The 23,467-nt window shown below is 32.1% G+C and carries 17 protein-coding genes and 1 tRNA gene; 3 read left to right on the top strand and 15 right to left on the bottom strand.

Translation table 11 applies throughout. The features are described 5' to 3' along the window. Positions 1 to 5 precede the first annotated feature (5 nt). From FHS04_RS10145 to FHS04_RS10110, 8 genes are all read right to left on the bottom strand, one after another. A complete protein-coding gene (locus FHS04_RS10145; protein ID WP_106676564.1) occupies positions 6 to 1,520 on the bottom strand; it encodes a tyrosine-type recombinase/integrase in 1,515 nt (504 codons plus the stop codon). A 54-nt stretch (positions 1,521 to 1,574) separates the two neighbouring features. Beyond that, positions 1,575 to 1,647: transfer RNA gene (locus FHS04_RS10140), tRNA-Met, on the bottom strand. Positions 1,648 to 1,768: 121 nt separating this feature from the next. Further along, the gene (locus FHS04_RS10135) at positions 1,769 to 1,951 is read right to left on the bottom strand and encodes a CPXCG motif-containing cysteine-rich protein (protein ID WP_027880549.1); all 183 of its coding nucleotides are present in this window, start codon (positions 1,949 to 1,951) and stop codon (positions 1,769 to 1,771) included. Positions 1,952 to 2,015: 64 nt separating this feature from the next. Then, the gene (locus FHS04_RS10130) at positions 2,016 to 2,828 is read right to left on the bottom strand and encodes a leucine-rich repeat domain-containing protein (RefSeq protein WP_106676561.1); all 813 of its coding nucleotides are present in this window, start codon (positions 2,826 to 2,828) and stop codon (positions 2,016 to 2,018) included. A 194-nt stretch (positions 2,829 to 3,022) separates the two neighbouring features. Beyond that, the gene (locus tag FHS04_RS10125; protein ID WP_106676558.1) at positions 3,023 to 4,348 is read right to left on the bottom strand and encodes a TolC family protein; all 1,326 of its coding nucleotides are present in this window, start codon (positions 4,346 to 4,348) and stop codon (positions 3,023 to 3,025) included. Further along, positions 4,335 to 7,535 carry an efflux RND transporter permease subunit gene (locus FHS04_RS10120; protein WP_106676555.1) on the bottom strand — a complete coding sequence of 1,067 codons (3,201 nt, stop codon included), beginning with the start codon at positions 7,533 to 7,535 and terminating at the stop codon, positions 4,335 to 4,337. Before FHS04_RS10120 ends, FHS04_RS10125 begins: the two co-directional genes overlap by 14 nt. Beyond that, positions 7,535 to 8,671 carry an efflux RND transporter periplasmic adaptor subunit gene (locus FHS04_RS10115; RefSeq protein ID WP_106676552.1) on the bottom strand — a complete coding sequence of 379 codons (1,137 nt, stop codon included), beginning with the start codon at positions 8,669 to 8,671 and terminating at the stop codon, positions 7,535 to 7,537. Before FHS04_RS10115 ends, FHS04_RS10120 begins: the two co-directional genes overlap by 1 nt. Positions 8,672 to 8,752: 81 nt before the next feature. Continuing rightward, positions 8,753 to 10,660 (bottom strand): ABC-F family ATP-binding cassette domain-containing protein, encoded by a 1,908-nt coding sequence (locus tag FHS04_RS10110; protein ID WP_106676816.1) that lies wholly within the window; start codon positions 10,658 to 10,660, stop codon positions 8,753 to 8,755. Between the two features lie 87 nt (positions 10,661 to 10,747). Here FHS04_RS10110 and FHS04_RS10105 point away from each other — a divergent pair, with 87 nt between their 5' ends. Next, positions 10,748 to 11,134: a DUF983 domain-containing protein gene (locus FHS04_RS10105; protein WP_106676814.1), complete on the top strand. Its 387-nt coding sequence runs from the start codon at positions 10,748 to 10,750 to the stop codon at positions 11,132 to 11,134. A gap of 146 nt (positions 11,135 to 11,280) precedes the next feature. Here the strand turns inward: FHS04_RS10105 and FHS04_RS10100 are convergent, their stop codons facing one another. The 7 genes from FHS04_RS10100 to topA all read right to left on the bottom strand — a co-directional run bounded on the left by FHS04_RS10100 (position 11,281) and on the right by topA (position 20,861). Beyond that, positions 11,281 to 12,330 (bottom strand): NAD(P)/FAD-dependent oxidoreductase, encoded by a 1,050-nt coding sequence (locus FHS04_RS10100; RefSeq protein ID WP_106676549.1) that lies wholly within the window; start codon positions 12,328 to 12,330, stop codon positions 11,281 to 11,283. Between the two features lie 76 nt (positions 12,331 to 12,406). After that, complete coding sequence (porN, locus tag FHS04_RS10095; protein WP_027880541.1) at positions 12,407 to 13,306, bottom strand: type IX secretion system ring subunit PorN/GldN; 900 nt, start codon at positions 13,304 to 13,306, stop codon at positions 12,407 to 12,409. Positions 13,307 to 13,338: 32 nt separating this feature from the next. Next, on the bottom strand, positions 13,339 to 14,901 hold the full coding sequence (gene porM, locus FHS04_RS10090) for a type IX secretion system motor protein PorM/GldM (protein ID WP_027880540.1): 1,563 nt from the start codon (positions 14,899 to 14,901) through the stop codon (positions 13,339 to 13,341). Positions 14,902 to 14,949: 48 nt separating this feature from the next. Further along, on the bottom strand, positions 14,950 to 15,585 hold the full coding sequence (gene porL / locus FHS04_RS10085; RefSeq protein ID WP_027880539.1) for a type IX secretion system motor protein PorL/GldL: 636 nt from the start codon (positions 15,583 to 15,585) through the stop codon (positions 14,950 to 14,952). 68 nt (positions 15,586 to 15,653) lie between these two features. Continuing rightward, the gene (gene porK, locus FHS04_RS10080; protein ID WP_244906262.1) at positions 15,654 to 17,015 is read right to left on the bottom strand and encodes a T9SS ring complex lipoprotein PorK/GldK; all 1,362 of its coding nucleotides are present in this window, start codon (positions 17,013 to 17,015) and stop codon (positions 15,654 to 15,656) included. A gap of 168 nt (positions 17,016 to 17,183) precedes the next feature. After that, positions 17,184 to 18,350 (bottom strand): formimidoylglutamase, encoded by a 1,167-nt coding sequence (locus FHS04_RS10075; protein ID WP_027880537.1) that lies wholly within the window; start codon positions 18,348 to 18,350, stop codon positions 17,184 to 17,186. A 6-nt stretch (positions 18,351 to 18,356) separates the two neighbouring features. Then, the gene (gene topA / locus FHS04_RS10070; RefSeq protein ID WP_106676544.1) at positions 18,357 to 20,861 is read right to left on the bottom strand and encodes a type I DNA topoisomerase; all 2,505 of its coding nucleotides are present in this window, start codon (positions 20,859 to 20,861) and stop codon (positions 18,357 to 18,359) included. A 155-nt stretch (positions 20,862 to 21,016) separates the two neighbouring features. On the opposite strand from topA, the gene miaB reads away from it, so the two are divergent. Both miaB and FHS04_RS10060 read left to right on the top strand, forming a co-directional pair. Then, complete coding sequence (gene miaB, locus FHS04_RS10065; RefSeq protein ID WP_106676542.1) at positions 21,017 to 22,462, top strand: tRNA (N6-isopentenyl adenosine(37)-C2)-methylthiotransferase MiaB; 1,446 nt, start codon at positions 21,017 to 21,019, stop codon at positions 22,460 to 22,462. 12 nt (positions 22,463 to 22,474) lie between these two features. After that, positions 22,475 to 23,449, top strand: coding sequence for a hypothetical protein (locus tag FHS04_RS10060; protein ID WP_106676540.1), 975 nt, complete (start codon positions 22,475 to 22,477; stop codon positions 23,447 to 23,449). Positions 23,450 to 23,467 lie beyond the last annotated feature (18 nt).

Genomic DNA, 23,467 nt, shown 5'->3' with positions numbered 1-23,467 from the left:
GATTTTTAAAAATAATTTGAATAATCTTCTGGTAATTCTACATCTATTTCTCTTAAATAAGCTTGAAGCGCAGCCATAGATTCATGCCCTGTAATTTGCATTAATCTGCTTTTAGTTTCGTAAGGCGAATACTGCTCTGCTAACGAACGGTATACTTTAGTGATAAACGTATGTCTAAAACTATATAAACCATATTCTGAACCTAATTTAAACTTATCTTTTACCACCGTTTTAAAACGTGTTGTGTAATATCCTCTTTTACTATCGTCTCCAAGATCCCAAACGCCGCCAATTTGTTGTTTATTAAACAAGTGATCATCTGCTCTATATTTTGACAAGTCTGGTAAAACATCATACAAAATAGATGGTATAATTCTAGTTTTATAATTTTTATTTTTAGCTCGATAGCTTATCGTTTTTTCTTTAAGATTTATGTCTCCTATCTTAAGCCTACAAACTTCTATTGGTCTTAAAAAGCTATAGCTTAAAAATTTTATAAATAGCAACAGAGTTTGATCTTCCTTTTCTAGATATTCAAAAATTTCGTTTTGTTGTTCTTCGGTATAAGTTTTATGTCTAACCGATTGCGTTTTTAGCTTTTTAATATTCTTTATATTGTTAATTGGTAGAATATCATTATCAACCAACGTTGTATAAAAACTGCTTATACTGGCTTTGTAATTATTTCTATTTCTAGCAGAAGAACTTAATAACACTTCATTTAAATAAATTACCACAACAGCTTTATCTACATCTTCAATATATTTTAGATGTTTTTGTTTTTGATCTAGCCATTTTTTAAAACGTCTTAAATTACTAGAATAACCTCTAAAACTTGTCGCCCTTAAAGATTTTTCTTTTAACGTTAAATCAAGCTCTATTGCGTCTTCAATAGTGGTTTTATTTGTTTTGTTTTGAATTTGTTGCGTTGCTTCGTTTTTCTCTAAAATATTCACTTTACCCTCGGTCTGATTATCTGAGGGTATAATATTTTGCTGTATTTCTTGTTGCTGATTTTCATTTACATTTTGGTGATTATTTGCCTTTAATGTTGGATGATCATTTTCAGCTTTAACTACCGTATTTACAGGTGTTACAACTGCTTTATCCAACGCGTTGTTTTGAACGGTTTTTGAATTTGAATTAGAAACAACCGAACCAACGTTATTTGTATCTAATTGCGTTGGCGTATTAAGTTTTGTATGCAGTTCTGTATTATCCTCATATGGACTATAGCCTTGCTTTAATAACTTAACTAAAACACGTCTATAAATAGACAATACTGCTAAGCGTTCTTCTTTTGTTTTAAATGTATTTGCGTTGCCATATATAGGCGTTTGGCGTTTTAATTTTCCTGTCTTAGGATCTTCATATGAAAAATAGACATACCAGCGCTTTGATAAGTCGTTGTTTCCCATATAAATTTTAGGCTCGGAATAAGTCTTCTTCATAGTTAAATCGTATGCATAATCGTATGCACTTTCGTATTCACTTTGTATTAACTCCTGAAAAGTAAGCATAAAAAAACGGTTTGTGAAGACACAAACCGTTAATTTTAGTAGCTTTAAGCTTAGTAGCGGGAACAGGACTCGAACCTGTGACCTTCGGGTTATGAGCCCGACGAGCTACCTACTGCTCTATCCCGCGATATGTATGTTGAAATGCTTTTCTTAGCTTTTAACTTGTCGGTTCATAATGCCGACCAAAACATTTCGGACTGCAAATATACAACCCTTTTTACATATAACAAGAATATTTTAAAAAAAAATTACTGATCGATACTAATAGCTTCAAAATTAATTAGTTCTGCTTCTTCAAACACTGGTGTTATTTGTATTGGATTACAACATACTTCGCAATCTTCTACATAAGTTTGATTACTAACACTAGTATCTAGTAGCATAGATATTGTTTCCCAACAGTAAGGACATGTAAAAAAGTGTTCTAACATAGTTCTATAATATAAAAAAAGTCAACCAATTGGTTGACTTTAATTTACAAACTTTATTTTAATTCTAATCTTTATCAACAACCGTTTGGTCTTCTAAAAATAAAGATACTTTTTTTGGATTATTATTCACTACAGTAATATAATCATTATTAAGATTGTTATCACTAACCATTACTAATGATAGATTATTTAATTGCGATAACTGAAATGGTAATACTCCTGTTAAATTGTTATTTGATAATACTAATTCTTCTAATTTAGATAGTTCTGCAATTGTTTCAGGTATATCTCCTTCTAATTGGTTATCTAATAAGCTTAATATTTTTAACTGTTTTAAGTTATTGATTGCATAAGGTATTGTGCCTTGTAAATAATTACTACCTAATTCTAAACTTTCTAATTGTGTTAAATTTGTAATAGCTTCAGGAATTTCACCTGTAAACTTGTTGCTGTAAAGAGCAACAACTTCTAAATTCTTTAAATCTCCTATCCAAGATGGAATATTTCCTTCTAATTGATTTAAGAATAACTCTAAATTTTCTAAAGATTTTAAATTTGATATAGTATTTGGTAATGTTCCGTTAATTTTATTGAAACCTAAATTAATTGATTTTAAGTGAATTAAATTTCCAATTTCTGAAGGTAATTGACCTTTTAAATTATTGAAAGAAAGATTTAACCCAACTACTTTAGAATCTTGAATAGTTACACCATGCCAAGTGTTTATTGGCGCTTCTAAATCCCAAGTTGTGTTCCAACTAGCTCCGTTTGTACTGTTATAAAGTGCTACTAAAGCTTCTTTTTCTGAATTTGAAACTTCTGCAAAAGATAACATTGCAGTTAAAAAGAAAACGATAGTTAATTTTAAGTGTTTCATGGTGAATTATAGATTTGGTTTCTAATTTCATATTAAAACTAACTTAAAAGAAGGTGAATGACAAATTCTTTCGATTAAATGCATAAAATTTTAACATTCATTTCGGAAAAAGACGCATTTCATCGGATATTTACTTGAAGCTAAACACTATATTCTACGTTTATCGACTAAAAACACTGTTAAACAGCATTTTGCTAAAATTCAACATTTAGTAATTCGCCACTAATTTGAAGTAATTGTAATTCGGCTAATTTTGCGGCATATTTAGCTTGATTTCTGCTTAATTCTGTATTTAATAAATTAAGTTGTGCTTGTCTAAATTCGATAGAATTAACTTGTCCTATTTTAAATTTTTCTTGTGTACGATCAAAGTTATTTTGGGCAGTGATGATGTTTTTTTCTTGGATATTATATATCTCCAATTTATTCATATAATCGTCCCAAGCATTATCAAAATCTCTTTGGATTGATAGTAAAATATTTTCTTTTTGAAGTTGCTGTGTTTCTAAATTTACTTTTGCATTTCTTACACGCGTTATAGTTGCTCCGCCATCAAATAAATTCCAGCTTAAATTAAGTCCGCCAAACAGTCCTGTATTTGTAGATACAGTCACAAAAGATGCTGCGTTGTTATTGTTTTTATTCCAACCATAACTACCTGTTAATCCTAACGTTGGCAAATATGCAGATTTACCTGATTTAATATCTAACTGACTAATAGCTATATTTTTTTCTGTTTGAAGTAAAGCTACATTACGCTGTTTTGCCTTTTCAAATAGGCTATCTTTTTTAAACTGAAGTAAAAAATCAACTTCTGTTTCTACGTTAAAATCTTCGGTAAACGTTTCGCCTAAAACCAGCTTTAAATCTCGTTTTGCTATTTTTAAATCTTGTTTTGTGTTTATGATATTAATACTATCTGTGTTTATATCTACTTCTGCATTAAGTACTTCTAGTTTAGTATTTTGTCCGTAATCAAATTGATATTCTGCTCTAACTAACCTATCTTTTGTTACTAAAAGTGTTTGATCTAAAGTTTCTAAATTTTCTGAGAGTTGAGCCACGTTGTAATACACAGAAAACAACTGTACAATTGTATTCTCAATAGTTTCTCTTGCCTGCAATTCACTTAATTGATACTGTTCTTTTAGCCGCTTGTAATTATAATGCCTTCCTAAACCATCAAAAATGGTATAATTTAAACTTACACCTGCATTATACCTGTTACTTTCTGCTCCGTTTAAAACGGTTGAATTCCCGTTAGAAAATTCTGCTTCTGTATTATCTAAATTATAAGTTGCTCCAGCAGTACCTGTTACTGTCGGTAAATATCCAGAGTTTAAAACACTTGTGTTATTTTCGGCAACTTGAACATTGTTATTTGCAATTTTTATATCGTAATTATTGTCTAAAGCTAATTTTACAGCTTCCTCTTTAGTCAACATTTGTTGTGCATTCAAATTATTGATGCAAAACATAATAGAAATGCTTATTAAAAATGCAAAATTACTCTTCTTCATCTGTTTCATGTTTTTCTATTATTGCACGTTCTACTTCTTCTTTGGTTACATTATTACCTGTTGCTAACCATTTCCCTTTTTGTTTAATTGTATTGCTAAACGATAAAAATAGAGGCAGTACTAGTAATGTTAATATTGTGGCATAACCAATACCATAAGAAATTGAAATTGCCATAGGCTTTAAAAATTGCGCTTGCCTACTTTTTTCTAAAAGTAAAGGTGCTAAACCAGCAATAGTCGTTAAAGAGGTTAAGAATATGGCTCTAAAACGTGATTTACCAGCTTCAGATAATGCGATTTCAAATGGCATTCCTTCTTTTAAATTACTATTAAATTTACCAATTAAGACCAAACCGTCATTAACCATAATTCCTATTAAAGCGATAATCCCTAAAAGCGATAAAATATTTACAGGAAAACCAGAGATCCAATGTCCCCAAGCTACTGCTGTTAAACTAAAAGGTATTAAAAGCAATAGTAATAATGGTTGAGAATAACTTCTAAAAGTGAAAGCTATTGTAATGTAAATTAGCAGTAATATAGGTATTCCTGCTGCTTTTAAAGATCTTCCTAGTTTACTAAACTCTCTATTTTGACCTTCAAAAGAAGCATTAATTGTTGGATATTTTGACTGTAAATTTGGTATAAAACTATCTTTTATATCATCCAAAATATCATTTGGACTTGTACTTGGGTCTTTTAAATCTGCATAGACTTGTATTTCGCGCTTTCCTTCTAAATGGTTAATTGCCACGTCACCACGAACAATATCATATTCTGCAATGTCTTTTAAGGTTACACGCTCGCCGGTTGGTGTTACAATACGCATAGCGTCTAGATCATTGATTGAGCTTCTGTTGTTTTTATCGTAACGTACCCAAACTCTAATCTCGTCTTGTCCACGTTGAAAACGTTGTGCTTGCGCACCAAAAAACCCAGCTCTTACCTGAGACATTACTGTTCTTAAATCTAAACCAAGTAAATAGGCGTTATCTTTAAGTTGTAGTCTGATTTCTTTAATTCCTGCAGGATCATTATCTCCTATATCTTTAAGTAAAGGATTAGATTCTAAATACTTTTTAAGCTCTTGTTTTGATGCTTTGAGCTCTTCAATATTATTACTCAATAATGATACTGAAACTGGACTACCACCAAAATTCCCTCCAGAACCATAAATTAGTCGTTCTGTTCCTATTACTGGTCCAACTAATTCTTCTAACCTATTGGTTACTAAAAAGGATTGGATTTCGTCAGGACGTTCTTCACCTGGTAATAAATTAATTCTTAAAGTAGCGCTAGAGCTACTACTAATATTAACTATTGTGTTTTCAAACAGTTGCTTTCCTGTACCTTTTAAATATTTTTCTGTAAGCTCTTGATTAACAATAAACGACTTTTCTTCTATCATAGAAATGATAGAATCTGTAATCTTTACGTTAGTTCCTGCTGGCATTACCAACTCGATATTTGCAGAGTCACTTGCTATTCTTGGGAAGAAAGACGTTTTTATAATCCCGCCACCAATAGATCCAAAAGTAATCACTAATAAAGACACAAAAATACCTAATGACAACACCTTATAACTTAATACAAACTTTAAAGCTGGTGTATATACTTTATCCCTTAAGTATGCCATAAAGTTATCTCCTGCTTTATTAATACCGCGCATTACAGCAAAAAAACCTTTAGATTGTTTAGCTTGAAGCTCTTCCTTTTTTATTCTTAATGCTTTAGAATGTGCTAAATGAGCAGGTAGGATTATTAATGCTTCTACTAAAGAAACTACTAGCGTGAGAATAACAATAACGGATACTTCGCTAAAAAATTCGCCAATACGACTTTCTAAAAAGAAGAATAATGAAAACGCTAAAAGTGTTGTTGCAATTGCTGAAACTACTGGCGGAATCACCTCTAAAGTTCCATCTATTGCTGCTTGTATAGGTTTTTTACCTTTTTCGTAATGTTGATAGATGTTTTCGGCAATAACAATACCATCATCTACCAAAATACCAATTACGATAATCATCCCAAATAGTGACAATACATTTATGGTTACATCAAATTGACCTGCAAAAGCAAACATCCCAAAAAACGAAATTGGTAACCCAAAAGCTACCCAAAGTGCTAATCGTGTATTTAAGAAAATAGATAAAAATACTAGCACTAAAATCATACCTACAACTGCATTTTCTACTAGTAATTCTGTACGCTGATTTAATGTAATTGATAAATCTCTAATAACGTTTAAACTAACGTTATCATACTTTTGATTATATTCTTCTATGTAAGCTTTTACTTTATCTGCTGAAGAAATTAAATCTTCATTATTAGTACTTGTAATTGTTACATTAACTGCTAAATCTTGATTAAAATACGTTGCATTTGGAGTTTCAGAAAAACGGTCTCTTATTTTTGCTACATCTTTTAACCTAATAACTTTACCATCTGCAGATGCTCTAACGACTATATTAGACAGCTCTTTACCATAATACTCACGGTTATTAGCTCTAATTAAATATTCTTCGGCTTCTGTTTTTACGTTTCCACCTGTTACTAAAATATTGGCGTTACTAACCGCTTGTGCAACCTCGTTAAAAGTCAAATTATAGGCTAATAAATCAAGTTCGTTTACTGCTATTTCAATTTCTTCTTCAGGAAAACCAGAGATTTCAATTTGTGATATACCTTCTAATGCACGTAGATCGGTTTCTACTTGACGTGCTAATTGTTTTAAAGTAACTAATGGCACATTATTTCCGCTTAAAGCGAAAGAAATAGTTTCTCTTACCGCTTCTTGTTTAGAAACCACCAAAGGTTCCATTCCTGTAGGAAAAGATGGTACTCTATCTACTGCATTTTTAACTTCTAAAAGCATAAAGTCAAGACTTTCGCCTTTTTCGATTTCAACAGTAATTGATCCGCTATTTTCTCTAGATACCGAAGTGACACGATCTACACCTTTTAACCCTTTTAAATTATCTTCAATTTGAAGTACAATACCTTCTTCTATTTCTTGTGGTGATGCACCTGGATAAGTAATGGCTACATTGATAATTTTGGATTCGGTTAAAGGGAAAAACGAGGATTTTAACGATAAAATACCAAGTATACCAAATACAATAAAGGCAATAATAAAAATGTTTACTGCAACGTGATACCTTATAAAATATTCAATTATCTTTTTCATTATTTAATTGAATCTTTAGTTGTTGTAGTACTACTCGATGATTTTACACGCATACCTGCATAAGCTCCTGGTACTGGTTTACGTAATATGATTGTACCATTTGGCACGTCTTTTAAAATTACTTTTGTATCAGAAAAATGAATTGGCTTTGCAGGTATTACATCCAATAAACTATCTTTAACCACATAAATTTCTTGACTATCTAAAAGCAAGTTTCTGTCTATTTCTATAGCGTTGTCTACTTTTTCTGCATCTAAATTTGCTTCTAGATACATACCTTCTTTTAAATCTGGATGTTTTACTTCTATAAACACAGTTATGGTTTGCGTCGTCGCATCAATATTACCATTTACACGAGATACTGTTCCTGTATAGTTTTCAGTTTTTTCTAAGTTAGAAAGACTAACATTTTCACCTTCTTTTAAAACACTTGCAAAAGATTTACTCACTGCAACTTCCATTTCGTAAACTGAAGGATTTATAAACTCTCCTAATTTTTGTCCATTACGTACCAAGGTACCTTCGGTTACTAAAGCTTCGGTTAAAATTCCTGAAAACGGTGCAGTAATGCGATATTTTGCTAACCGTTGCTCTAAGTTTTTAACGTTGTAATAGGCACTAACAATACCTCTTCCGGTGATGAAATAATTTTCTTTTTCATTTGAAATTTCTGGAAGTTTTGGTGTTGTCTTGTTTAAATCAAAACCATTTAAATAAGATTGCCACTTTGGGAAAACATCTGGAAAATCTAAACGTAAATCTGGCATAATCGCAGCAATGCTATTATATAAATTACTTTTTGCAGATTGAACACTAGCATAATATTCTGAGGCATCAATACGAATTAAAGTTTCTCCTTGATTATACTTTTGTCCTGGTTTAAATAACTTATTCCCAGTTTTAAAAATACCTTGTACTTCTGAGTATAACTCGACTCTTTGCTTAGCTGTTAAGTTACCGTTGGCTTGAATAACAATAGGAACAGTAGTATTTTTAACGGTATCTGTTAATACAGTTTTTACCACTTTAGGCACTACTGGTTTTGGCTTGTTCTTATTATTTACTAGTGTTTTTGCTCCAAAATAAGCTACTGCAATTAAAGCTAAACCAAGTATGCTAAGTATAATTTTACGCATGGTTAGAAAGTTATAAATCTTAAAACTACAAAACTAGCTTTTAGATAGATGTAACTTTCTTAAAACTTTCTTAAAAAGAAATTAGCTAAGAGACTCTAATTCAATGGTAATAGCTTCCCAAGTTTCCATAAGTTCTGATAATTGGTCTTTTTTTGCTTGGTAGTTATCAAAGAAGTTTGGCTGCGCAATAACTTCATCATAATTTGTTGCTAACTCTACATCAATTTCTTTAATTTCTTTTTCTAATTGATTGATTTTAGCTTCTGTATTACTCAGCTTATTATTTAAAGATTTTAGCTTCTTTTGGTCTTCGTAAGACTGCTTATTACTTGCTTTTGGCGATTCTTTTTCTACGGTACGTTTTTCGACTTCACGTAAATTTTCAACATTACGTTGTTCTAAATAAAAATCAATATCACCTAAATATTCTTTGATGTGTTGATCTTTAAATTCGAAAACTGTATTGGTCAATCCTTGCAGAAAATCTCTATCATGAGACACCAATATTAAAGTACCTTCAAAACGTTGTAAGGCATCTTTTAGTACGTTTTTAGATTTGATGTCTAAGTGATTTGTGGGCTCATCCATCACTAATACGTTAAAAGGCTGAAGCATTAGTTTTGCTAAAGCTAGACGGTTACGTTCTCCTCCAGAAAGTACGCGCACATATTTATCTACTTCTTCGCCTCTAAATAAAAACGACCCTAAAATATCACGTACTTTACTACGGTTAGATTCGTTAGCGGCATCAATCATGGTATCTAAAACAGTTTTACTTCCGTCAAGATACTCTGCTTGATTTTGGGCAAAGTAGCCTATTTGTACGTTATGACCTAGTTTTAGGTTTCCATCGTGTTCAAGGTCACCTACAATTATTTTAGCTAAAGTAGATTTACCTTGTCCGTTTTGTCCAACAAAAGCGGTTTTAGCATCTCTTTCGATTAACAAGTCTACTTCACTTAAAACTTGCTTTTTCCCGTAGCTTTTAGATACGCTGTTAGCCTCTACAACAACTTTACCTGGCGTTACCGATACGGGGAAATTTAAGGTCATGACACTATTATCATCTTCATCAACCTCAATAATATCCATGCGGTCTAGCTTTTTGATTAAAGACTGTGCCATAGTTGCTTTACTAGCTTTAGCACGGAATTTTTCAATTAGCTTTTCGGTTTGCTCTATTTGCTTTTGCTGATTTTTTTGAGCTGCTAATTGTTGTGTTTTAATCTCATCTCGCAAGACTAAATATTTACTGTATGGTTTTGGGTAATCGTAAATTCTACCTAAAGAAATTTCGATAGTACGATTGGTCACGTTATCTAAAAACATTTTATCGTGAGACACTATAACTACTGCACCAGAATAGTTGTTTAAAAACCCTTCTAACCAAATAATAGACTCGATATCTAAGTGATTTGTTGGCTCATCCAATAACAAAATATCGTTGTTTTGGAGTAACAATTTTGCAAGCTCTATACGCATACGCCAACCACCAGAAAATGTATCGGTTAGCTTATTAAAATCTTCACGTTTAAATCCTAATCCTTGTAATATTTTTTCGGTATCTCCTTGATAGTTGTAACCTCCAATAATTTCGTATTGGTGTTGAACTTCGTTTAGCTCGACCATTAAATCATGATAGCTTTCACTTTCATAATCGGTACGTTCAGCTAGTTGTGTGTTTATGGTTTCCATCTTAGCTTCTAAAGTTTTTATTTCTTCAAAAGCTTGATAAGATTCTTCTAATACTGTTCTACCAAAAACAAAGTCAATATCTTGTTTTAAAAAGCCAATTTTTATATCCTTATCTGTTGCTATTTGACCAGAGTCAGGCTCCATTTCTTTGGATAAAATTTTAAGCATTGTAGATTTTCCTGCTCCGTTTTTACCTATAAGTCCTACCCTATCGCCACCATTAAGTTTGAAGGTTATGTCTTCAAAAAGATATTCACCTTGAAAAGAAATAGATAAATTATGAATATTGAGCATATATTTGTGACTTTTGTTACTTATAATTTTACCAAGAAACTTTAAATTTGTGTTTCTTAAAACCAATTGCAAAAGTACACAATTATTATGTTTAAAAAAGGCTCTAAAATATACTCTATTATAACTGGCGCATGCCCAAAATGCCATGAAGAATCAATGTATGAAGATCCTAATCCATACAATGTTTCAAAACTATTTAGCATGCACGAGCGTTGTAGCAATTGCAATACAAAATATAAAATAGAACCATCGTTCTTTTACGGTGCAATGTATGTTAGCTATGCAGTTGGAATTGCTTTTGGTGTTGCTGCTTTTGTTATTAGCTACCTTTTTATTGGGTCGTCTTTAAAGACTGCTTTTATAGCTATTGTTGGCGCTTTAATTGTGTTTTATCCTGTAATAGTAAGACTTTCTAGAAATATTTGGATTAATATTTTTATGAGCTACGATAAAAAATTAGCCAAAAAAAATTAATTTTTGGGCGTTACCTTTATCCTAAAAGTATTTAGAATAAAGGTCGCGTTATCCACTATATCTTTTTTTTTATGGATCACCTAGCGTAGTCGCAATTGATCCATAAAAAAAAAGGATGCCGTTACTACCGCTAACGCAACTATCTACTATGTATTGGCAAATCTGCTAATATTAATCTCATCATCTAAAGGCATATCATTTTCGATGTGATTAAAAAGCTGTTTTGCAATGTAAGGTCCAATCATGACGCCTCTTGTTCCTAAACCATTAAGCACAAACATATTTTTATGTTCTGGATGAGCACCAACTAATGGTCTTCTATCTTTAACCGTTGGTCTTATTCCTGCCACTTGATTTACAACTTCAAAATCGCATTTTAAAAAGGTTTTAAGCTTATTTAAAAGCTCTTCTTTCGCTTTTTGGGTAATATTATTAGTTTTATCAGTCCACTCATAAGTAGCTCCTACAATGTATTGATCCTTTTCTTTTAAAGGAATTAGAAACGCACTAGACTTAAGTACATAATCTAATTTTAATTTTGGAGCTTTTATAATTAGAAGTTCTCCTTTAGTACCGTTAAGTGGTAGAAAATTGAAATACGGATTTTGTTTTAAGCCAAAACCTTCGGCAAACACAATTTGCTTTGTTTTTATAGTTTTGTAATGTATACCAGTTGATTTTACTTCTAATTGATTATGGTTAAAAGTTTCGTTACAATAACTATTTAAACCTTGTAACCAGATTTTATAGTTATCAATTAAAGTAATGGTATCTATTTTTCCGGTTTCTGAAACTTCACCTAATTTAAAATCAGCATCAATTGCATCATTTTCATTGGCAATTAAATTAGTGTTTAAAAAAGGTTTTAATCCTTCTTTATCTGAAGCTTCAAACCAATTGTTTTGCTCTTCTAATGAAGTGAAACGTCTTCTTACAGGTATTTTATAATCTAATTTCACATCAAGTCTATCTTCAATATTTTGATAGGCTGGGATAGCTAAATCTAATTGCTCTTTACTTTTCCAAACTTTTGAGAATCGTTTTAAAACAACTGGATTATACAATCCGCCAGCAACTAATGATGATTGCTGACTTTGATCATCAAAAACAACAAATGACTTTTGGTTTGAATATAGTTGTTCACAGAAAGCTATTCCCGCTAAACCACAACCAACAATTATGTAATCTACTTCCATAGTGCAAAGGTAATAAAGGGTATAAAAAAACGCTCACTAAAATAGTGAGCGTTTTTAAATATTATTTAGTTACTTATTAGTAAGACCACATGTCTAACTCAAAGTTTCTAATTTTTTCTTTAATTCTTTCAGATTCTAAAAGTTGCATTAAAGCATTTTCTGCAATGTATTCTTTTACTTCTCTATCTCCATAAACGTTTTCTTCTTTGTAGATAATACCATTAAAACGTCTTGAGTTTAAGATATGATCAAAAGTAAAAGGCATAGCACTGTTTTTTGTGTTGAATGCTTTTGCTTCGTGTAAAACATCTCTTGCATCTGGATAGAAAATCCAGAATAATGGAATTGGCTCGTTGTTAGCAGGATCGTCAGAGTCGATAAAGTTAACATCTGGAGCAGCTGGTGCAATTGCAAGAATACGATATTTTAATTCGCCTTGACGCTTGTCAAAATACCATAAACCTTTGATTAAGTAAGCAGATACATTGTAAGCAGAAATTGTTCTCTTAATAATGTATTCTGGATCTACATAACCATCTGCATTTAACTGATCGTAACCAATATCCATTGTATCAATAGATGTTCTGATTTGAGCAATCTCTTTTTTAGTCTTCTTTGAAGTAAAATAAGAGTCTGTGTAAACGTCTTCAATTTTATTTTCGTCTACAGCTTTCATTAATGCATCAAATAAAGAACGTCTATCACTACCAATATTATTTGTATCTACTGGATAGTATAATGGAAAGTTTACACGCTCATCTAAAACCACTTTTTCCCAAGTCATTTTAGCAAACATAATATCTCTATCATCAACATAACCGTATTCTAAAGGTTTGTCGTTATCTAAAGCTTTTTGTTCTTCTGTTCTAAACCCAATTTGATCTGGATCTTTTGCATTAAGAATGTTAGCTTGTGCATTTACTTGAGCAGTAAAAACTACTCCGAATACGATTGCTAATAAAGATTTATAATTCATCTGAAAAATTTTAAAATGTTAATCAATTATGATTAGTTTGCTAACTCAATTACGATAGCTGTTGCCGGCTTAATTTTTACGCTTGAATTAGCTTTTGACGAAATGTCAAATATTTGGATTGCCTCACCACGCTTAGCTTTTCTTAACGCTGCTTTAGCTTGTCCGTTTAATTTATTACCAGATACTCTTACTGTAGCTTCACCTGGAACTTTAAATTTGAAACCAGTTACTGTTAACGGTAAATCAAAATCAAAGTCTTCTAATTCTGCTTTAATAGTACCTATTTCTACGTTGTTTCTTGGTAAAGAACCAGAAGACATACCTGCGATCTTACCAGTTGGCTTAGGAATATCTTTAATTCTAAATGTTTTACTATCTCTAGCTGAAGAACCATCGTCTAAGGTAGCTGTAACATTAATAGTTACTTCTTTACCTCCACCTGGACTCATAACATATTTACCAACACCTGAAGTTTTAGAAAGACCATTACCTGAAGCTTTTACTTTGTTATCTGGCACACCAGCAAATGAAATTGTCATTGGGTTAGGTACACCACGATAAACAACATTCATTTTGTCTGCAGATATAGTAGCAGAGTTAGGTCTTGGTACAACAACATAGTTACCTTTGATGTCAATTTCTAATGGCTTACCATCTTCTAAGAAAGTAAATTTACCATCAATTTCGTGCTCACCAACATTACCTACGTTAAAATCTAATCTAGCAGCTCCTGTAGAATCGATAGCATTAGATAAATCTATTTCTTGACCAGAAACTGTCATTTTTGTTGGTACAACGTTAGCATACTTTCCTAAAACTACACGTCCTTGGAATTTTTCACCTGCAAAAAACGCTGATTTATCTGCTAATACAATTGCTTGATAATTTTTTAATGATGTAGCATCACTAACTAAGTTTCCTAAAAACCCATTATAAATGTTAGTTTCTGTAGCTTTTACATCATTTTGCATAGCTGTTAACTTAGTGTAAGATGCGATAGCTGGAAAACCTTGGAAGTGATAGTTTAACCAATCAACTTTTTTTCCGTCTTTATTTTCAACTTTGTTTGTGCTAAAACGCTCTTCAAAGCTAGTAATAACAGGTTGCCACTTTCCTTCGTTAGGGATAACAGCTTTAATATCTGATTTGTACTTTTCTATTCTGTCAACAATCTCTTGACCTCTTTTAGTTAGTCTGTCTCCAGTAAACCAATGCTCGTCAAGTTTGTCACCTTTGTCCATTTCTTCGTAAGGTAACTCTCCTGCTTCCATTTCGTAACCTCCTAATTTTACAATGTCTTTAGCCTTTACATCATCTAAAAACTTATAAAATTCGTCAGAAATTATACTTATTTGTTTTGCTTTTTCATTTGCTGCAGCAAATTCTTCAGGTTTTTCATCAGCTTGTGTTTCTAACTGCTTTAAAATACCATCATTTGAATTTGCAGCTAATTCGTTAGCTCTATCAAATTTTTGATCCATTAACCCAAATGCAGATAGTACTTCTTTTGACATTGTCATTGCAATCATTGCAATAAATACTAAATACATCAAGTTAATCATTTTCTGCCTTGCAGATAATTTTCCTCCTGCCATTTCTAATTAGTTTTTTTAATTAATAAATAAATTTGAACTAATTACTAATTAGTTTTTTGACATTGCAGATAACATTCCACCATATACTCCATTTAATGAAGATAAGTTAGATGCTAATGATTGCATTTGCTCTTTTAGTTTTGCAGCGTTTTCTACAGTTTCTTCGTTAATTGAAGCTTGGCGAGTTGCAGCTTCCATTTGTACTTTATAAAGACTATTTAAAGACTCCATTTGTGCAGCAGCTAAAGTCATTTCTTCACCATACTTTTTTGTTGCAGCAACTGAATCTACTGTAGGTGCAATTCCTTTTGCAGCACCTTCGAAATTTTTAATACTTTCTCCTAAGCTTGCCATTAACTCTCCGTCAATTTTAGCTTCTTTTAATAAGTTATCTAATTTTTTAGATAATAATCCTTCTGCTTCTTTTGGATCTTCTTTTACAGCTTTTTTACCTGTAGATTTTCCTCCTGCTAATTCTGGATATACTAGTGACCAATCTAATTCTGCTTGAGATTTTTCAAATGCAGAAATAGTAAATACTATTGCTTCTACAATCATACCAATTGTTAAGATTAAAGAACCGTAAGGCCAGTGTTGAATCTTGAATAAAGCTCCAATAATTACGATTGCAGCTCCTAGTCCATAGACCATATTCATTGTTGAAAGTTTTCCTTTTTGTGCCATAATTTCTAAGTTTTAGTTTTTTGTCTACTAGTGTAGGTTATTATAATTTAGTTAAGTTGTTTAGTTTATTATTTTCTTGCATTGGCTGTTACATCTGTACCCATGTAATCTTGAACAGTTCTAAAACCAATGTAACTTCTGGCAGAGTCTGCGTATTCGTAATCTCTAGAACTTACTTGTAAAAAGTAAGCTACATCTTTCCAAGATCCACCTCTAACTACTTTTCGTTTATTGTTAGGATCGTTTACACTTGGATTGATAGTTGATGCGTATTCATAAGAACCTGGATCATATGATGAATCTACCCATTCTGACACATTACCAGCCATATTATATAAGTTGAAGTCATTAGGCTCATAGGCATCTGCTTCAACAGTATATAATGCTTGATCAGCCGCATAGTCTCCTCTTAAAGGTTTGAAGTTTGCCATAAAACAACCTCTGTCGTTTTTAGCGTAAGGTCCTCCCCAAGGGTAAGTAGCAGCTTGTAAACCACCTCTTGCAGCATATTCCCACTGAGCTTCTGATGGTAATCTATATCTAGCCACAAAATGTTTACCTCTTCTTTTTCTTTCTGCATTGTGGTATAGTGTTCTCCACTCACAAAAAGCTTTAGCTTGTTGCCAAGAAACACCAACTACAGGATAATCGCTATATGCGTCATGCCAAAAATAGTCGTTGTGCATTGGCTCGTTATAAGAGTATGCAAAATCTCTAATCCAAACAGTTGTATCAGGATAAATTTCTACCTCTTCTTTTACTATAACGTCTTTACGTCTTAATTTTTTATTTTTTGCAGCTTTTGCAATATCCATATAAGAATACTGAAATTTGAACTTAGTAACATCCCAAGTTCTTTGTCCGTTGTAAGATTCTTCTAAAGGAAGATACATTGTATCCATTACTTCTACGTAGTATTCATCAGGATATTCTGCTGTATCAAAAATTAAATCTACATCATGATTTAATTTTCTACCTTCATAACCAGTTTCTCCTAAACCACTGTAGTTATCGTACATATATTGCTCGTACGGAGTCATATTTTCTGGATCAGCGTCTTTGAAAGCAAATTCTCCTATTCCTCCACTACCAGGAGTTTCTCCTACCTCATCAGCTAAGATTGCTAATTTGGTACGAATTGTTGAGTCACGTACCCATTCTACGAATTGACGATACTCACTATTAGTGATTTCTGTCTCATCCATATAGTAAGATGCTACAGTAACTGTTTTAGCAGGTGCATCTTGGATACCAGCCAAATCATCGTCGGCTTTACCCATAATAAAGGCTCCACCAGGTATTAAGGTCATACCGTAAGGCTTTTCTGGATGCCATTTTTTTCCTTTAACACCAACTAGCTGTCCTTTGTCTTTAGACCCACAACTTGCCAATAGTGCGAAAACCGCTGTTAGTAATACAAACTTCTTCATATTCATAGAAAACTCGAGGTTAATTTTATACTCTTAAAATTTTAAGAGCGTAAACATATTTATATATTTTTTAAAAAACAACTTTTTAATGTAAAAATATCACGTTTTATCGTCAAAATTTAACATTTGAACGGTATAAATTTACACTTAATCTGATTTTTCACTCACTTAAACGCTATTCTTGTAATAAGCTTTGAACCAACGATCTGGTATTTTGTCATTACAGGCATCTAAATAATCTTGATGCGTGCATGGTAATAACGTATGCTTTTTTAATTTATTATTAACATTTGATAAAAATGGAATTTCTATCCACCATCGCCCAGTTTTAACGCTTTTATAAAAGATTAACTCATGAGAGTCAGCTAAGGTAATAAATTTTTGATGACTTTTATCATCTGCAAAGTTATCATCTTGGACTCTGCAATTTACACCTTCTATAAAATACCAAACCATCTGAGAGATAAGCATTGATGTTATTTCATCATCTGTAGATGGTTTGTATTCATAAATTCCAAAACTACTCACCTTATTGCTTATACCTGCATATCTTGATACTGCACAGATCTCTTTTCCATCTAATCCATTGGGAGACACTTTTTGCCTTAAACTTACTTCTGCTGCTTTTAAAACTCCTAAATCAATAGATACAATATTAGCATCTCTCATTACAGGTTCTACCAAAGTAATATCATTTGATACTTCTCCTAACCTGTAAGACTCAAAATGAAGTCGCTCCATTAAGTCAATTTCTTCTTGACTATTAAAATAGGTTTGGTAACCTACAGTTGCGTAGTTAAATAAATTGTAAGGTTGATCTATAATAATTTTACCTACAAAGCTATTATTCTTTATTGGCTTGGAAGAGTCCCCTAAGTCAAAAGCACGATCTACATTTACCACGTTTACCATTGGCATTAAACTATCGTATGCACGATAATTAGCGTAGGTTAAATCTTGGCTTCCTCCTATTATTATAGGTATGATTCTTTTTGGAATTAATATTGAAAGTGTTTCTTTTAAAGCAAAGTAAGTATCTTCTATGCTTTCACCTTTTTGGATATCTCCTAAATCTGCTATGTTGGTTGACCAACTTCCTGGAAAGAGCGAGTATAACGATTTTCTAATTTCATTTAAATTGAAATCTTCACCTATATAATTTACATCATTTCTATTTTCTAATACTCCAAGTATTACAATATTAATGTTTTCTAAATCAGGAATCCCGTCTTGTTCAGTATGAATTTTAATTTTTCTTCCTAGACTAAGTGGCGCTAGTAATTGGTTATGCGCTAAAACTGTATCTGGTACTGGTGAAAGAAAGTTAAAATTCATTATATATTATTTCTTTTTTGCTGTTGTTTTTTTCTTGGTCGTTTTCTTTTTTGATGCTTTTTTCTTAGGCGCATTCTTTTCTATCAGATCTTTTACCTCTTCTAAAGTTAGCGCAGCTGCATCTACTGTTTTTGCTAACTCTATTTTAGTTTTACCCTTAATTATATTGTGTCTGCCCCAACGTGCTTTTTCTACACGTATACCTTCATCTTCCCAATTATGTACTACTTTATCTATTTCTTTTTGAATTTTCTCATCAATAAGCGTTTCAATATCTTCTGTAGTTAAATTGTCCCAATCGTATTTTTTATTTACGTTAATAAACATACCGTCCCATTTAATAAATGGTCCAAAACGTCCTTTACCTTTTGTTACGTCTTTACCTTTATAATTATAGATTGGAGCATCTGCTTTTTCTCTTTCTTTAATTAACTCTATTGCTTCATCTAACTCGACATTTAAAGGATCTTGTCCTGCTAGAAGAGAAATATATTTTTTACCAAACTTAACATATGGTCCAAAACGACCATTATTTACTTCTACTTCTTCCTCTTTATATTTCCCTAAAGATTTTGGAAGCTTGAACAAATCCATTGCTTCTTCAAAAGTAATTGTATTTAATTGTTGATCTGGTCCAAGACTTGCAAAAGTTGGTTTTTCTTCATCATCTACTGTACCCATTTGTACCATTGGTCCAAATTTACCTAAACGTACACTAACTTGCTTTCCTGTTTTAGGGTCTTCTCCTAAAATACGCTCTCCTGATTCTCTATCTGCATTTTCTTTAACATCTTCTACTACTGGATGAAACTTATCGTAAAAAGTTTTCATCATCTTTTTCCAATCTTCTTTTCCTTCTGCTATATCATCAAACTGGTCTTCTACTTTTGCTGTAAAGTTATAATCTAAAATACTCTCAAAGTGATTAACCAAAAAGTCGGTAACTATCATACCTATATCTGTTGGTACTAATTTCCCTTTATCAGATCCAACTTTTTCGGTTAGTTTTTTATCTTCAACTTTTCCTTCTGTTAAGGTTAATTGCGTGTATTCTCTTTCTACACCTTCAACCGTTCCCTTTTCAATATAATTTCTATTTTGAATAGTAGAAATTGTTGGCGCATATGTAGATGGTCTACCAATACCTAACTCTTCTAACTTTTTAACTAACGAAGCTTCTGTGTAACGGTAAGGCGGACGTGTATAACGTTGAGTTGCGGTAATATATTTATTTAATAAGGTTTCGTTTACCTTCATTGCTGGCAACATTCCGTCTTGCTCTGTATCTTCATCATCTGTCCCTTCTAAGTACACCTTAAGAAAACCATCAAATTTAATTACCTCTCCATTTGCTGTAAACGTTTGGTCATGTGTATCTGCCTCAATTTTAACGTTTGTACGTTCTAGCTGTGCTTCACTCATTTGTGATGCAATTGCACGCTTCCAAATCAATTCGTATAAACGTGCTTGATCACGATCAATATTAACGCTATGTCTTGAAAAATCTGTAGGTCGTATCGCTTCGTGAGCCTCTTGAGCACCTTTAGTTTTCCCTGTAAAATTTCTTTCTTTACTATATTCTTTACCGTAGGCATCTACAATTTCTTTCTCTGCTCCTTTTCTTGCTTCGTCAGATAAATTTACACTATCTGTTCTCATATAAGTAATTAAACCGGCTTCGTATAAACGTTGTGCCATAGTCATAGTTTTACTTACTGAGAAGTATAATTTACGTGACGCTTCCTGTTGTAACGTAGATGTTGTAAATGGAGCTGCTGGAGATTTTTTTGCAGGTTTTTTTGTTAAATCTGCAACTTTAAAATTAGCAGTCGCATTTTTTTCTAAAAAGGCTAAAGCTTCTTCTTTTGTTGAAAAAGTTTTAGGCAATTTTGCTTTAAAAGACTGTCCTTCTTCGTTAGAAAACTCAGCATCAATTCTGTAAGATGCTTCTGGTTGAAATTCTTGAATTTCGCGCTCACGCTCTACAATTAAACGCACAGAAACAGATTGTACACGACCAGCAGATAAACCACCTTTAACTTTTCGCCATAATACTGGAGATAATTCGTACCCTACAATTCTATCTAAAACACGTCTTGCTTGTTGTGCATCTACTAAATCGTAATCTATTTTACGCGGATTTTCAACCGCTTTCATAATGGCAGATTTAGTAATTTCATGAAACACAATACGCTTGGTTTTTTCTTTATCCAAACCTAATGTTTCGGCAAGATGCCAAGCAATAGCTTCTCCTTCGCGGTCCTCATCACTTGCTAGCCAAACCGTTTCGGCTTTTTTAGCTAAGTCTTTTAATTTTTTTACTACCGCTTTTTTATCGGAAGACACTTGATATTTTGGCTCAAAATCGCCATCAACATCAACACCAAGTTCCTTTGAAGGTAAGTCTGCAATATGTCCAAAACTAGATTCTACTTTAAAATCTTTTCCTAAAAATTTCTCTATAGTTTTTGCTTTTGCAGGTGACTCTACTATTACTAAATTCTTCGCCATTCTTTGATTTTTGTGAGTGCAAAGGTAAATTAAAAAAAATTTATCTACCTAATTTTATAATTTTTACCATAATTTAACTAGCTGTCAGATTGTCATATTTTTAAATTAATCGTACCTTTGCATGCTTATTGAGTAGCAGTATTTCAATATTATATATGGAAAAAACAATAGACGAAAAAAAACAAGGCGAAACGTTAGTTATCCCTTCTAAAGCAGAAAACAACAAAAAGCTTTTTATAGAAAGCTATGGTTGCTCTATGAATTTTAGCGACAGTGAGATTGTTGCTTCAATACTTCAAAACGAAGGTTTTAATACAACACCGCATTTAGAGGAAGCCGATTTAGTGTTGGTTAACACATGCTCTATACGCGATAAAGCAGAACAAACTGTTAGAAAACGCCTTGAAAAATATAATGCAGTAAAAAAGATAAACCCAAAAATGAAGGTTGGTGTTTTAGGCTGCATGGCAGAACGTTTAAAAAGTAAATTTTTAGAAGAAGAAAAAATAGTAGACCTTGTTGTTGGTCCAGATGCTTATAAAGATTTACCTAATCTAATTAGTGAAGTAGAAGAAGGTCGTGATGCTATAAACGTAATACTATCCAAAGAAGAAACATACGGAGATATTTCACCAGTGCGTTTAAACACCAATGGTGTAACAGCTTTTGTAAGTATTACACGTGGTTGTGATAATATGTGTACATTTTGTGTAGTTCCATTTACACGTGGTAGAGAACGTAGTCGTGATCCTCAAAGTATTATTGAGGAAGTTAATGACTTATGGGCAAAAGGCTATAAAGAAATCACTTTACTAGGTCAAAACGTAGACAGCTACCTTTGGTATGGCGGCGGACTAAAAAAAGATTTTGATAAAGCTAGTGATATACAAAAAGCAACAGCTACAGACTTTGCAAAGTTATTACAACTTTGTGCAGAAGCGCAACCAAAAATGCGAATTCGTTTTAGTACATCTAACCCGCAAGACATGCATATTGATGTCATTAAAACTATGGCTAAGTATGATAATATTTGTAATCATATACATTTACCAGTACAAAGCGGAAGCGATCGTATTTTAAAAGCGATGAATAGATTACACACTCGACAAGAATATTTCACTTTAATAGATAATATAAGAGATATTATTCCTGGCTGCGCAATTAGTCAAGATATGATTGCTGGTTTCCCTACAGAAACAGAAGAAGACCATAAAGATACCTTAAGCCTAATGGAGTATGTAAAGTATAATTTTGGTTACATGTTTACTTATTCTGAAAGACCAGGTACATTGGCTGAACGTAAATTAGAAGATGATGTCCCTGAAGATGTAAAAAGTAGACGCCTTGCTGAAATTATTGAATTACAATTAAAACACAGCGAATATAGAACCAAGCAATTTTTAAATACTACTGTAGAAGTTTTAATAGAAAAAGAATCTAAAAAATCTAACCAACATTGGTCAGGTCGTACACCTCATAATATTGTATGTGTATTTCCTAAAGGTCAATTTAAAGTTGGAGACTTTGTAAACGTAAACGTAACAGACTGTACAAAAGCGACATTAATAGGTGAAGCTATTGGGTTATCTAAAAACAACTAATAAAAACTAAATATGAAAAAACTACTTTTAATCCTTATATCTTTAAGCCTATTTACTGCTTGCGAAAACGAACCCTTAGATAATGGGTTTACAGATTTTAACAACAACCAAAACAACGGTAATAATAATGGCAACAACGGTAATAATGGTAACAATAGCAATAGTGATGATTTAACACTATCTGTTTACGAGCTAGATATTGATTTATCCCTTTCATTTTTTGGATTTCCTATAAACACAATTACTAATAGTGATATTAATATTTCTAACGATATTATAATTTCTAGTTCTATAGAATTATCTGCAAATAACAGTTCATTTGTAACCGAAAACCAAACTATTACAAGAAACGCTAACGGACAAGTAATTAGTGATATTAGCGTAAATGAATCTGGTCAAAATACAAACGAATATTTTGTTACTTACAGCGGTAATAACATTTCTCAAATAGAATACAATTATTATGATTACGAAGACCCAAGCTACAACGAAAACCATGTTTATAATTACTCTTACAACGGTAACGTTATTACAAGAACAGAAGTTGGCTCTTCAATAACTGTAGAGTTTACATTAAACAATAATGACCAATTAATAAGAAAAGAAGCTTTTGAAAACGGAGCTTCAATACTAGCAGAAGATATAACTTATAACAGCGAAGGTAATATTATAAGTAGCGTAAGCTCTGGAGAAAGCAACAATAGCGCTACTTACGCTTATGATAATTTTGAAAATCCTTTAAAAGTAGTTTATGACGAAAGTTATCTACTAAACTTTTTAGCAGACGATTATTCTGATGAAATTGGAGGACTAATTGCTCAATTTCACTCTACAAAAAACTGGAATAGTGTTACTGTAGACGGAACAACATTTAATTTCGATTTACAATACAACTCTGCAAACAGAATTCAATCTAGAGAAATTTCTTATAACTACGGACCTGAATTTTCAATTTCAATAAACGAAAATTTCAATTATTTAAATTAAACCAATCCTTAAATTCCT

Source organism: Mesoflavibacter zeaxanthinifaciens subsp. sabulilitoris (assembly GCF_014191595.1).
Lineage (GTDB): Bacteria > Bacteroidota > Bacteroidia > Flavobacteriales > Flavobacteriaceae > Mesoflavibacter > Mesoflavibacter zeaxanthinifaciens.
The sequence above is the reverse complement of the archived record's forward strand: the minus strand, read 5'-3'. Positions and strand labels throughout refer to the sequence as shown.